At 35.3% G+C, this 13,188-nt stretch carries 9 protein-coding genes; 2 read left to right on the forward strand and 7 right to left on the reverse strand.

The features are described 5' to 3' along the window. Nucleotides 1-574: 574 nt before the first annotated feature. The 3 genes from rsmG to mnmE are packed head-to-tail and all read right to left on the reverse strand — an operon-like array spanning nt 575 to nt 4,561. On the reverse strand, nt 575-1,279 hold the full coding sequence (gene rsmG, locus HMPREF1252_RS08810; protein WP_023060318.1) for a 16S rRNA (guanine(527)-N(7))-methyltransferase RsmG: 705 nt from the start codon (nt 1,277-1,279) through the stop codon (nt 575-577). Further along, nucleotides 1,272-3,173, reverse strand: a complete 1,902-nt coding sequence (gene mnmG / locus HMPREF1252_RS08815) for a tRNA uridine-5-carboxymethylaminomethyl(34) synthesis enzyme MnmG (RefSeq protein ID WP_023060344.1) — start codon at nt 3,171-3,173, stop codon at nt 1,272-1,274. The genes rsmG and mnmG overlap by 8 nt, the downstream gene beginning before the upstream one ends. A 14-nt stretch (nt 3,174-3,187) precedes the next feature. Continuing rightward, nucleotides 3,188-4,561, reverse strand: a complete 1,374-nt coding sequence (gene mnmE / locus HMPREF1252_RS08820; RefSeq protein WP_023060327.1) for a tRNA uridine-5-carboxymethylaminomethyl(34) synthesis GTPase MnmE — start codon at nt 4,559-4,561, stop codon at nt 3,188-3,190. Between the two features lie 177 nt (nt 4,562-4,738). Between mnmE and HMPREF1252_RS08825 the strand changes: the two genes are divergently transcribed. After that, nucleotides 4,739-7,261 (forward strand): ribonucleoside-diphosphate reductase subunit alpha, encoded by a 2,523-nt coding sequence (locus HMPREF1252_RS08825; RefSeq protein ID WP_023060300.1) that lies wholly within the window; start codon nt 4,739-4,741, stop codon nt 7,259-7,261. 9 nt (nt 7,262-7,270) lie between these two features. Beyond that, nucleotides 7,271-8,314: a ribonucleotide-diphosphate reductase subunit beta gene (locus HMPREF1252_RS08830; RefSeq protein WP_008901220.1), complete on the forward strand. Its 1,044-nt coding sequence runs from the start codon at nt 7,271-7,273 to the stop codon at nt 8,312-8,314. Nucleotides 8,315-8,350: 36 nt separating this feature from the next. On the opposite strand, the gene HMPREF1252_RS08835 is transcribed toward HMPREF1252_RS08830, so the two are convergent. The 4 genes from HMPREF1252_RS08835 to HMPREF1252_RS08850 all read right to left on the reverse strand — a co-directional run bounded on the left by HMPREF1252_RS08835 (nt 8,351) and on the right by HMPREF1252_RS08850 (nt 13,094). Next, nucleotides 8,351-10,852, reverse strand: coding sequence for an ABC transporter permease (locus HMPREF1252_RS08835; protein WP_023060332.1), 2,502 nt, complete (start codon nt 10,850-10,852; stop codon nt 8,351-8,353). Further along, complete coding sequence (locus HMPREF1252_RS08840; protein WP_036747208.1) at nt 10,815-11,492, reverse strand: ABC transporter ATP-binding protein; 678 nt, start codon at nt 11,490-11,492, stop codon at nt 10,815-10,817. The genes HMPREF1252_RS08835 and HMPREF1252_RS08840 overlap by 38 nt, the downstream gene beginning before the upstream one ends. Before the next feature lie 88 nt (nt 11,493-11,580). Next, nucleotides 11,581-12,453, reverse strand: a complete 873-nt coding sequence (locus HMPREF1252_RS08845; protein WP_023060347.1) for a sensor histidine kinase KdpD — start codon at nt 12,451-12,453, stop codon at nt 11,581-11,583. Further along, nucleotides 12,441-13,094, reverse strand: a complete 654-nt coding sequence (locus HMPREF1252_RS08850; RefSeq protein ID WP_023060306.1) for a response regulator transcription factor — start codon at nt 13,092-13,094, stop codon at nt 12,441-12,443. Before HMPREF1252_RS08850 ends, HMPREF1252_RS08845 begins: the two co-directional genes overlap by 13 nt. Nucleotides 13,095-13,188: the final 94 nt, after the last annotated feature.

Below are 13,188 nucleotides of genomic sequence, written 5' to 3' on the forward strand. Positions count from 1 at the left end.
AGAGGCGTAGCCGATTGGCAGATACAGTCTGCTGATAGCATTTACTTTTATTTTTATTGTTCATGCCATCTGGATAGCATTTACTTTTATTTTGTTGCTCATGCTATCCGGATAGCATTTAGTTTTAATTTATCTGATTAATTTCAGTTGGGAAGACTTTCTCTTCGGAGGTTATACCCGTTCGACTTCAGAGCCTTCGGCTCTTCCGCTCAGGGTGACTGCAGTTGTGAGGTTCGCGCTCTGTTTAGAGCATTTGTTTTATTTTTGTTTCTTGCTACACGTAGAGCTTTTTTTTATTTTCCTCACTATAGTTAGATCCCTCGACTTCGCTCGGGATGACCAGAGAGAGGGACTTGCTATCCGGATAGCATTTTTTTTGTTAATGAAGACAGTCACCCTGAGCGAGCGTAGCGAGTCGAATGGGTATAACCTTGGTGAGGTTAAGTATTGATGATTTATGTTTCATGCTATCCGGATAGCATTTGGTTTTATTTTGTTGTTCATGCTATCCGGATAGCATTAAAAAAAGACTTCCTATTGGAAGTCTTTCTCTTTTTATATTTAATTATCTCCACTACAGTGGTTTTGATTTTGGTTTGCCGCCAGATCTCGGATATTTCTTCGGGGTTGGTTTTACTTTTTCAACCACGATTAGTGAGTGGAGGATTCCATCTGGAAGGGTAATCTCCATTACGTTTTTTATTTCTCCTCCCAAGACTTTGATTGCATTTTCTGCTTCTTTTAATTCCTCTTTGTACTCAGAACCCTTCATTGCAATCATAACTCCGCCAGGCTTTACGTAGGGCAGAGTGTACTCAGTAAGAGTCGCCATATTCGCCACAGCTCTTGATACTGACACATCGAAAGCATCTCGGAATTCTTTTTTTCTCGCAAACTCTTCCGCTCTACCGTGGTAAGTCGTGACGTTTTTCAAATCAGTTTCTTCTACGACTTTATTGAGAAAATTTATCCTTTTGTTCAACGAGTCGAGAAGTGTAACTTCAAGGTCCGGATTTTTTATCGCCATCGGGATCCCTGGGAATCCTGCGCCAGTGCCTACGTCTATTACAGATTTTTTCCCGTCAAGCTCTCCGGTCTTGAAGATGGTGAGGCAATCTAAGAAATGCTTCACGTCTATCTCTTCGTCATCGGTGATGGCGGTTAGGTTCATAAAACTATTCCACTCAAGTAAAATTTCTTTATATTTTTGTAGTTTGTTATTTTTTTCACTATCAAATTCTATTTCAAATTCTTTTAATAGTTCTTCTAGCCTAGTCATTTTTCTCACGTCTTTTTCTTTCTAAATATATTAGAAGCACGTTGATATCAGCAGGGGACACGCCTGTGATTCTCGCAGCTTGTCCGATGCTTTCTGGACGAATCTTTGTAAGTTTTTCCCTTGCTTCATTTCTAAGTCCTTGTACTTCTTCGTAGTTTAGATCTTTTTCAAGGTATCTCTTCTCAAGTTTTTTAAATTGGGAGATTTGAATGTTTTGCTTCTTTATATATCCACTGTACTTGATTTCGATTTCTACCTGTTCTATTATATCTCGTCTTAGTTCTGGTCTTTCTGGGTCCAGTTCTTTAACCGCATCGTAGCCTAGTTCTGGTCTACGGATGAGTTCTTCTAGACTTTGTGTGTTCTTTATCGGCGTGGTGCCAAGTCTTTCTAGTATTTCATTGTTTTCCGCCGTTGGATTTATCTTTATTTCTTTTATTCTCTTTAATTCATTTTCTATATTTTCTTTTCTATATAGGTATCTTTCGTATTTTTCTTCCGTCACAAGTCCTATGTCGTATCCCATTTGGGTGAGCCTCATGTCTGCGTTGTCCTGTCTTAGTGTAAGTCTGTATTCTGCTCTTGCTGTCATCATTCTATATGGCTCTCTTGTGCCTTTGGTTACAAGATCGTCGATCAATACTCCTATATATGCGTCGGATCTTTCGAGGATAAGTGGTTCTTTTCCTTCTACTTTTAACGCTGCGTTGATGCCTGCCATTAATCCTTGGGCTGCTGCTTCTTCGTAGCCTGAGGATCCATTGATCTGTCCTGCAAAGAATAGTCCAGAGATATCCATGTGTTCCAATGATCTATCGATTACTGTTGCATCGATGGCATCGTACTCGATTGCATATGCTGATCTCATGATCTTTGCATTTTCTAGTCCGATGATATTTTTGTAGATATCTATTTGCACTTCTTCCGGTAGGGAACTGGACACTCCTTGGATGTACATCTCTTCTGTGCTAAGTCCTTCTGGTTCTATAAATACTTGGTGGGAGGTTCTATCTTTGAATCTCATTACCTTGTCTTCGATGGAAGGGCAATACCTCGGTCCTGTGCCTTCGATATCTCCAAGATACATTGCGGATCTCATTATATTTTCTCTTATGATGTCGTGACATTTTTCTGTGGTGTAGGTGAGGTAGCAATTTACTTGGTCCTTAGACATATCCTTGTCAATATTATCAAAGGAGAATGGAACGACTCTTTCGTCTCCTGGTTGGACTTCCATCTTGGAAAAATCTATGGTAGAACGGAGCATCCTCGCTGGAGTTCCCGTCTTCATTCTGATAAGTTCTAGACCCATATCCTTTAGGGATTCTGAAAGATCTAGGGATGGTTTCATGCCATCAGGACCGGAACTATAATTTACTTCTCCCATAAAGATTCTGCCTCGTAGATATGTGCCCGTTGCAACTACTACAGCCTTCGCTTTATAAATTGCCCCAGTCTTTGTAAGGACACCCACGACTTTTGAATCTTCAAGAAGGATTTTTACTACTTCTGACTGTCTAAGGTCTAGGTTCTCGGTCTTCTCGATTACTTTTTTCATTTCATCGTGGTACCTTCTTTTGTCCGCTTGGGCTCTTAGGGAATGTACCGCTGGGCCTTTTGAAAGGTTTAGCATTCTTGATTGGATAAATGTCCTGTCTATGTTTCTCGCCATTTCTCCGCCCAATGCGTCGATTTCTCTAACTAGATGTCCTTTTCCAGTGCCGCCGACGTTTGGGTTACAACTCATGGCTACTATTGAATCTAAATTCATGGTTAGAAGAAGAGTTTTTCTTCCCATTCGTGCTGCAGCTAGGGCAGATTCTGTACCTGCATGACCTGCACCTACTACGATGACATCGTACTCTCCTCCAATATAATTTTTAATTTCTGCCATCTTCTATTTTATTCCTACTTTCCTATACAAAATTCCGAAAATACCTTGTCCAGTATATCTTCTGTGGTGGTTTCTCCAGTTATATTTCCAAGTTCGTCTAGGGCGCCCCTTAAATCAACTTCTATGCAGTCTAAGAACTCTCTCGTCTCTAGACCTTCTATGGCTGAATCTATAAACTTGGTCGCTTCTTTTAGGGCTCTTACATGGCGAAGATTGTTGATGTAGAATTCTTCCTTCGCCTTTAGATTTCCACTGAAAAACATGTCTTTTATCTTGTTTTCAATATCTAAGATGGTGCCTTTCTTTATGGAAACATTCATATAATCTCTATTTCCAAAGAAAGATTTAAGTTCATCTTCTGAGTTTTTACTTTCAAGGTCCGCCTTATTTACAAGTACTATGCTCTTCTTGCCCTCTAGAAGTTTTAAGATTTCCTCGTCGTTTTCGTCGAACTTTTCGCTTCCGTCAAAGATTGCAATTATAAGGTCCGCTCCTTCTATGGATTTAACCGCACGTCTAACTCCTATGGCTTCCACCTTGTCCTCTGTCTCTCTTATCCCTGCTGTGTCCGTAATCTTTAGAAGTATCCCGTCCAAATTTACATAGTCTTCTATTATATCCCTAGTGGTTCCAGGAATATCTGTTACGATTGCCTTTTCATACCTAAGCATCGCATTTAGTAGAGAAGATTTACCTACGTTTGGCTTGCCGAGGATAACGGTGTTTATTCCGTCCCGAAGAAGTCTACCTCTATTTGAACCTTCTATTAGAGTATTTATATTTTCCTTTACCTTGTTCGCATCCTTTAAAAGGGTTTCGTATTGGTACTCTTCCACGTCGTCTTCAGGGAAGTCTATGTTTGCGATTATAATTCCCATCATCTTGGTAACTTCGTCTGATATTTCTGTGATGATTCCAGTTAGAGAACCTTCCAGTTGCTTTATGCTTTGGTCAAAGGACTCATCGGTCTTCGCCTTTATGATGTCTATTACAGCCTCTGCTTGAGAGAGGTCAAGTCTTCCATTTAAAAATGCCCTCTTGGTAAACTCTCCAGCTTCTGCGATTCTCGCTCCATTGTCAAGAAGAAGATTTAAAACACGCCTTACGGAGATGATTCCCCCGTGGGTGTAAATCTCCACCATGTTTTCTCTCGTATATGTGTTAGGCGCCATCATCTTAACGATTAGGACCTCATCTATAACTTTTCCATTTTCATCTATTATATGGCCGTAGCTCATCATTCTATTCTTAATCTCAGTGAGATTTTTCTGTCCTATGTGACGAAATACTTTGTCTGCTATTTCTACTGAGTCTTCACCACTCATTCTCACTATTCCAATGCCAGCTTCACCAGTGGCAGTGGATATTGCAGCTATTGTTTCTTTCATATTTCACCTCAGATATATTATACATCATGTAGCTAAATTTTAAAATTTACCCATAATTTTGAAGATAATTCTATCACGATTTATAATAATTATCAAAAATAAGATGCAAATATATCAGTAGGATAAGTTTATTTATGATAAGATTATATGTAGGAATATTTTAGAAAAAGGTGAACTATGAATATAAGAAAAAGAGATGGAAGGGTTGTGGATTTCGACAGAGAAAAGATTTCTACAGCCATCAAAAAATCCTATATCGGTATTATGAAGCCCTTCGAGGATTCATATATAGATAGCATTACAGATAAGATCGTTTATAAAGTAGAAGATCTCTACAAGGATACCATTCCAACCGTTGAACAGATTCAAGACTTAGTAGAGCTTGAACTCATCGAAGAAAAGGAGATCGACGTAGTTAAATCCTACATCACCTATAGGGCTGCCCACTCAAAGGACAGACAGGTGCTCCGAGGCTTCAACGAATATTTAGAAGACGACACCCTCGTTTCTATAATAAGAGATGTGAGAAACGATTATTCAAGGGAACTCTATCCAATCGAATCCCTCTTCCACAAATTCAGCTCCTTCTGCAAAAAGGACATGAGTCAAGATGATTCAAGGGCCATGCTTATAAGAGCTGCATCAGAACTTACTACCAAGGAAGCTCCCGATTGGGAATATATCGCATCTAGATTCTATAGATACGATTTAGAAATCAAGATAAACGAAAATTACAAAGGCATAGATACTCTCTACGAAAAGATTAAAAATCTTACGGAGATGAACCTCTACGGAAAGTACATCCTTGAAAATTATACCAAGGAAGATATAGATAAATTGGAAAAAGAACTCGTACCTGAAAGGGACAAACTTCTTACCTATTCATCCCTAGATCTTCTTGTAAAGAGATACCTCGTTCGTAGCCACGACATGAAAGTTTTGGAGCGTCCACAGGAAATGTTCATGGGAATTGCGATGCATCTTGCACTTCCAGAAGGAAAGAACAAAGTAGAGTGGGCAACTCGTATCTACACAGTGCTTTCAAAACTTCAAGTAACTGTAGCTACACCAACTATGAACAACGCTCGTAAACCATTCTACCAACTTTCATCCTGCTTTATTGACACAGTTCCGGATACCCTTGAAGGAATATACAGAAGTATCGACAACTTCGCCCAAGTTTCTAAACACGGTGGAGGAATGGGACTATACTTTGGAAAGGTGAGAGCATCCGGTTCAGATATCAGAGGTTTCAAAGGAGTTGCCGGCGGAGTTATAAGATGGCTAAGACTTGTAAACGACACCGCAGTTGCAGTTGATCAACTGGGAGTTAGACAAGGATCCTGCGCAGTGTATTTAGACGCATGGCACAAGGACCTTCCAGAATTTTTACAAATCAGAACCAACAACGGGGACGACAGAATGAAAGCCCACGACATCTTCCCAGCAGTTTCTTATCCAGATCTATTCTTCAGACTTGCGAAGAATAATATAGATGCTGATTGGTACATGTTTGACCCACATGAAATCATGGTGAAGAAGGGCTACTGCCTAGAAGATTACTACGGCGACGAATTTGAAAAGAAATACTACGAATGTGTCCACGACGCAAATATTTCCAAGAGAGTAATCTCTGTAAAGGACATGGTTAGACTTATCATCAAATCTCTAACTGAAACTGGAACTCCATTTGCATTCTTTAGAGATGCGGTAAATAAAATGAATCCGAACAAACACAAGGGCATGATCTATTCATCCAACCTTTGCACAGAAATTATGCAAAATATGAGCGCCATCGAGACTGTTTCCCAAGAAATCGAAACAGAAGAAGGAGATACAGTGGTAGTTACAAAGACAAAACCTGGAGATTTTGTAGTATGTAACTTGGCATCTCTTGTAATCTCAAATATAAACTTAGAAGACGACGAAGAAGTTGAGTACGTGGTTTCCACAGCGGTTAGGGGACTGGACAATGTAATCGATTTAAACTACTATCCACTTCCTTACGCAAAGATCACCAATAGCAAGTACAGGGCAATAGGTCTTGGAACTTCTGGTTACCACCACGCACTTATAAAAGAAGGAATCGCATTTTCAGATGAAGAAGAACATTTGGAATTTGCAGATAGAGTGTACGAAAAATTAAATTACTACGCAGTAAAAGCGTCAAACGAAATCGCAAAAGAAAAGGGAGCTTACGAATACTTCAAAGGTTCCGATTGGGACAATGGAGACTACTTCGAACTTAGAGGCTACCACGGCAAAGAATGGGAAGACCTAAGGGCAAGCATCCACGAACACGGAATGAGAAACGGATATATTATGGCGGTTGCACCTACTGGATCCACATCCATAATCGCAGGTACCACCGCTGCAGTTGACCCTGTTATGAAGAGATTCTTCCTAGAAGAAAAGAAGGGAGCGATCATCCCGCGTGTTGCACCGGATCTAAACACTCGCACCTTCTGGTTATATGAACAAGCCCACGAAATCGATCAATCTCTAATCATAAAGGCAACTGGAGTAAGGGGACGCCACATCGACCAAGGTCAATCTGTAAACCTCTACATCACCAGCGACTTTACCATGAGACAGATTCTAAATCTATATATAAGAGCCATGGAAGAAGGACTAAAATCACTATACTATGTGAGAAGTAAGTCCCTAGAAGTAGACGAATGCGAAGTATGTCAAGCATAAGGAGGAAAAATGGAAGAACTTAAAAAAAGAGGTCTATTCAACGAAAACGGAGACATAGACCTACAAAAGAGAACCATAATAAATGGTAACACCACAAACTTAAATGACTTTAACAATATTAAGTACAAATGGACCAGCGACTGGTACAGACAAGCCATGAACAATTTCTGGATTCCTGAAGAAATCAATCTTTCTCAGGACGTGTTAGATTATAAAATTTTGGACGAAGCAGAGAAGAGAGCATTTGACAAAATCCTATCATTTCTAATATATCTTGACAGTATCCAAACTGCACAACTTCCAAACCTACAAGCGTATATTACAGCAAATGAAATAAATCTATGTCTTTCAATCCAGTCATTCCAAGAATCAATCCATTCTCAATCCTATTCATATATTCTTGACACCATATGCTCACCGGAAGAAAGAACGGAAATACTATACCAATATATAAATGACAAAACCTTGCTTGAAAGAAATAAATATATCACAGACCAATACGCAGGATTTTTAAATGACAAGACCAAGGGCAACCTAATGCATGCTCTAATCGCCAACTATATATTAGAAGGAATTTATTTCTATTCAGGATTTATGTTCTTCTACAATCTTGGAAGAAACGGAAAGATGCCTGGAACAGTTCAAGAAATCAGATATATAAACAGGGACGAAAACACACATCTATGGTTATTTAGAAGTATAATTCTAGATCTTAAGAAAGAACAACCAGAACTCTTCACAGAAGAAAAGGTAGAAGAGTATAGAGCACTTCTAAAATACGGAGTTGAAGAAGAAATCGCCTGGGGTAAGTATGTAATCGGCGATGATATCCAAGGACTAACCAGCAAGATGGTTGAAGATTATATCAAGTATCTAGGCAACCTAAGAGCAACCAACTTAGGCTTTGAGCCACTTTACGAAGGTTATGACAAAGAAGTAGAATCCATGAAATGGGTAACCCAATACGCAGACATCAACCTACTAAAGACCGACTTCTTCGAAGCAAAAGTAACAGCATACTCAAAATCAGCGATAATAGAAGACGACCTATAAAATAAAAGGCTAGGAAAAAATATTCCTAGCCTTTTTTTAATCTATATTTCTTATTCTATCCACAACACTGTTTTGGCTGTGTTTTTCATAGAACCTACCAGTAAATAGTATTCCAATTATAATATTTACACAGTTCACAAGTATAAGTGGCATGATTACAAATTTATAGGAAGTCCACTTAGTTTGTTCCATAAAATCTATCAAGATGTATTTATCTACAAGAAGCATAATGATGAAAGAAAATACTAAGCCACATAAAGAATAGATCAAATTCTTTTTCACCAAATATTTTTTAATATTTTTCTTTGTCATTCCAATTGCTTCAAGGATTGATAAGTTAACCATGTTTCTTAATATTTCAGTAGCAATAACGTTAATAAAGTTAAGCACAGATATTAAGAATAATACTATAGATAAACTATAACCCACAAATTCTATAAGATTTTTGAAATCTTTAAAAGACTTTATCTGAAGATCTCTTGAGTCATAGGAAAATCCTGGTTCATTTTCAAAAGTTTTTAATAACTTATCAAAATTTTCTTTTTCACTATCTTCTACATCAAATCCATAGGACATTATACTTTTATCTCCTGTGAGTTCTTTGTACAAATTAGGATTTAAATAAAAATATTCTAAATCTAACTCAGGGCTAGACTCATCAAATTGATTTTCCTGGATAATAGGATAATATCTCAATCCATCGGAAAAATTATAATTAATCTTTCCCATAATTTGGACTTCTTTAATGCTGTTTTTTACTTTGATCTTTATTTTATCGCCTGCTTTAAATGAAGATTTCTTATCGCTATCTTCACCTACAATGACATACGATCCGTTATTCCATTTATCTTTATCAAATTCTCCATCTATAAAATTTTGTTTGTTTATTAAATAGTCATCTATTCCCAATAATATTGGAGCAACTTTATTGTCTTCTATTTTTATATCTGGATAAGCGTATTCATAACCATAATAGTATAAAGCTCCCCCAGCTTTAAATCCCTTTTGATTTTCTATTTCGCCGATATACTTTTCATTAATACCGTCCTCACTTCCTGAGTACATATACCTAAAATATTTTGGGCTTGCTATATTATAGTCCGTTGCAATTACATCAGAAATCCCCTTTTCTAGATCAATATTGCCTGTATAAGTTAAGACACTATTCAAAATAACAGCAGAAAGGCTAATAGATAGAACTATGGATATAAATCTAAATTTATTTGAAAAAACCTGTCTTTTTGCAAGTTTTCCTAGTGAAATAGAATTACTTTTGTATTTCTTTTTTACTTGAGTTTCATTATATTTACTAGCATCTATTGGTGAAATTTTAGCTGCATATTTTGCTGGACTCATAACTGATAGAAAAACAGTTAATAAAGTAAATATGGTAGAGAAAAGTATAACTAATAATATTAAGGCTAATGATAGATTTATATTCGCTAGCATTACATTAGAAGAAAATATTTTATTTAAAATTATTTTACCAATAGAAATACCTATGGCATTTCCTATTATTATAGATGGGATAGAAACTATAAAAGATTCTAAATGAACAAGCTTTTTAACTTGAACTTTTGTCATACCAATTGTTTTAAGCAGTCCTATTAAATTTATATCTTCATTTACAGATATTTTAAATATATTATTGATAATTAAAAATCCTGCAATCATTACTAAAATTAATAAAAGTAATGCGGGTAAAAATATCAAAAAGTCTGCGTTATCACCTCTAGATAAAATATAAGCAAAATTAACACCAATTCTTATTTCTTTATCAGATAAATTTCCAGGGCTATCTGCTACTTTATATCCATTCCTCTCTGCTATTTTTAAGAGTTTATCTTTTATCATAAAAGAGTTTTTTAGCATTACTTCCAAATCTTTATTATTTTTTGGAAGGGATAATTTATCTACATAAGCTTTCGATAAGTAAATTTGTCCTACACCAACGTTGGAATCTATTGGACTTTGATATGTTCCAGATATAACAAAATTTCCCATTTTCTTTTCTATGATCTCTCCAGTGTAAGGTTTTTCTATATTAAATGGTACTTTTATTTTTTCTCCAACTTCACCTTTGTAGCCTAGTTTCTTTGCAGTGGTTATATCTATAAATACTTCATCTTCTCTTTCGGGATACTTTCCATTGACATTGTCAAATAGTGACCACTCAAATCCATTGTTATCTATATAGGATAGTTCTGCACTTATTTTTTCATCATCAAGAATACCAACTTTCTCTCTTATTGAAAATTCCTTTATATCTTTATCCTTGGATAAAACTTCTATATCTTTGTTAGACAGTTCTTTAAATGATCCGTGGCTGATCGACCCCACAGTTTTCATCGTTTGGGTTTCCATGCTTTTTCCTAAACCTAAGGCTACGGAAAATAGACTTGTAAATAGTATAGAAGTCAAAGCAATTGCTAATAAGAGAATATTTCTCCTACTTTTATTAGCATTTAAAATATTTTTTGCTAAACGTTTAATATAAGCTCTATTTTTGACTTTCATTTTTTCCCACCAGCTTTCCATCTTCTATCCTTAGAGTTTTTTCTGCAGCTTGAGCTACGGCATCATCGTGAGTAATCATAAGAATAGTATTTCCAAGCTCTTTATTAATCTTTTTTAGTAAGTAAACAACTTGGGATGATGATTTTGAATCCAAATTACCTGTAGGTTCATCAGCTAGTATTAAAGATGGTTTGGTAACCAAGGCTCTTGCTATGGCAACCCTTTGTTGCTGTCCACCTGATAATTCATTAGGCATTTTATATTTTTGATCACTTATCTCTAGAATGTCTATTACTGAATCCACATATTTTTTATCTACTTTGTCTCCATCAAGACCAAAGGGAATAATTATATTCTCATATACATTTAGCATGGGCAAAAGATTATATGCTTGAAAGACAAAACCAATATTTCTTCTCCTAAAAATGGTTCTCTCATCATCTTTCAATGCATAAATGTCGGTATCATCAATTAAAACTTTTCCGCTTGTAGGATAATCAAGTCCTCCTAATAAATGTAATAGGGTTGATTTACCAGATCCAGATGCTCCTATTATAGAAATAAATTCTCCTTTTTCCACATCGAAAGATACTCCGTCAAGAGCTCTTACTTCCACGTCATTTGTTTTATAATATCTTTTTAAATTTTCTACTTTTAGCATATCTATCACCTCTTCAAATTTAATATAACACTTATATCTTACAAAGTACTTACAAGACTTCTTACAGTTTTGTAAGAAAAAAGACTTCTCACAAGGGGAAGTCTACTGAAAATTTTATTCTATTTTCGTCTAAAGACGCTCTTATATTTCCGCCATGCTTTTCTATAATTTCTCTGGCTATAAATAGACCTAAACCCAAACCGTCCTTGGAAACTGAATTTTTTCCTCTATAAAATCTTTCAAATATCTTTGGCAAAGTTTCTTCTGATAGGTCTTTGCACTCATTTTCTATGTCTAAATTATAGTTTAGGTAAGATTTATAAACTGAAATATTAATTGTAGAACCATTTGGCGAGTATTTTATAGCATTATCTACTAGATTGTGAATGGCTTCTTTAAGCCATCTTTCGTCCAAATTGAAAATTAAGTCTTCGTCTTTTAAATTTATGCTTATACATTTTTCATTCAATATTACTTTAAATTCTCTCAAAACATCTTCTACTATGTCTTTTAAATTTGCTTGATGTTTTTGTAAGGAAATAATATCGGATTCTAGCCTAGAAGATTTTACTAGGTTTTGAATTAAAAATTCTGGTTTATTAAGTTCATACTTTATAATTTCAAGATACTCATCTTTCGGATCATCTTCTAAAAGACTAATGTATAATGAAAGGTTGGTAATGGGCGTCTTGGTTTGGTGTGATATATCTGCTATTAAATCTTTTGTTTTACTTTTTTCTGTATTTATTTTCGCTTCTTTTACTTGGCTGGCATATAAGAATTTAATGAGTTTTGATTTTATTTTAGATAATTCCTTTTCATCAAATTCTGTAATTTCTAAATTTCCATCCAAAGCCTTGTCAATATAGTCTGAGAGTTCACTCATCTCACTTCTCAAGACAATATATTTATATAAAATAATTCCAATTATAAGAGCTAAAAGACCTATTAAAAATTCCATTTATAACCAACTCCAAATACTGTTTCTATTGGGTCATAGGGTTTTAATTTGTTTCTTATTCTAGAAATGTTGACACTCAGTGTATTTTGATCAATAAATTCATCATCTATTCCCCAAACAAAATCAAAAAGTAACTCCTTAGTAATAACTTGAGACTTGTTTTTTATCAGGTAGTATAAAATTTTTGTCTCTGTTCTTGTGAGATCTATATTTTTATTATCTACATAGAAAGTATTTTCATTGAAATTAAAGTCTAAACCATCTTTCTTATAAAGATTTAAATCACTAGACACTATTTTTTCAAAAGCTCTTTTTATCTTTGCTTCTAATATTCCCAAAGAAAAAGGTTTTGTTAGATAGTCGTCTGCCCCTAAATTTATGGCTGAGATTATATATGCTTCTAGATCTATAGCCGATAAAACTATTATAGGAATCGATGAAGATTGTCTAGTATATTTTATTATTTCAAGCCCATCTCCATCCGGCAAATTCATATCGAGTAAAATCAAATCCGCATCATCAATAAAATTTTTAGCTTCACTAATTGTGTTTACAGAGAAAACCTCATAATCTTTATTTAAAGCTATAGAAAGTCCTTTATTTAAATTTTTGTCATCTTCAATTATTAATATCTTTTTCATATACCACCATAAATAAATCCAATTTGTTTATAATATTATATCATTTAATCATTCTTAGTAATTGTTATGAATCTTTTAAAATTTTTATACTTAA

It is taken from the genome of Peptoniphilus sp. BV3AC2 (genome assembly GCF_000478945.1).
GTDB lineage: Bacteria > Bacillota > Clostridia > Tissierellales > Peptoniphilaceae > Peptoniphilus_B > Peptoniphilus_B duerdenii.

Bases quoted from the DNA above. Each gene is read 5' to 3' on its own strand.
- rsmG (WP_023060318.1), bottom strand. From the start codon at position 1,279: ATGACTAGGCTAGAAGAACTATTAAAAGAATTTGAAATAGAATTTGAT.
- mnmG (WP_023060344.1), bottom strand. From the start codon at position 3,173: ATGGCAGAAATTAAAAATTATATTGGAGGAGAGTACGATGTCATCGTA.
- mnmE (WP_023060327.1), bottom strand. From the start codon at position 4,561: ATGAAAGAAACAATAGCTGCAATATCCACTGCCACTGGTGAAGCTGGC.
- HMPREF1252_RS08825 (WP_023060300.1), top strand. From the start codon at position 4,739: ATGAATATAAGAAAAAGAGATGGAAGGGTTGTGGATTTCGACAGAGAA.
- HMPREF1252_RS08830 (WP_008901220.1), top strand. From the start codon at position 7,271: ATGGAAGAACTTAAAAAAAGAGGTCTATTCAACGAAAACGGAGACATA.
- HMPREF1252_RS08835 (WP_023060332.1), bottom strand. From the start codon at position 10,852: ATGGAAAGCTGGTGGGAAAAAATGAAAGTCAAAAATAGAGCTTATATT.
- HMPREF1252_RS08840 (WP_036747208.1), bottom strand. From the start codon at position 11,492: ATGCTAAAAGTAGAAAATTTAAAAAGATATTATAAAACAAATGACGTG.
- HMPREF1252_RS08845 (WP_023060347.1), bottom strand. From the start codon at position 12,453: ATGGAATTTTTAATAGGTCTTTTAGCTCTTATAATTGGAATTATTTTA.
- HMPREF1252_RS08850 (WP_023060306.1), bottom strand. From the start codon at position 13,094: ATGAAAAAGATATTAATAATTGAAGATGACAAAAATTTAAATAAAGGA.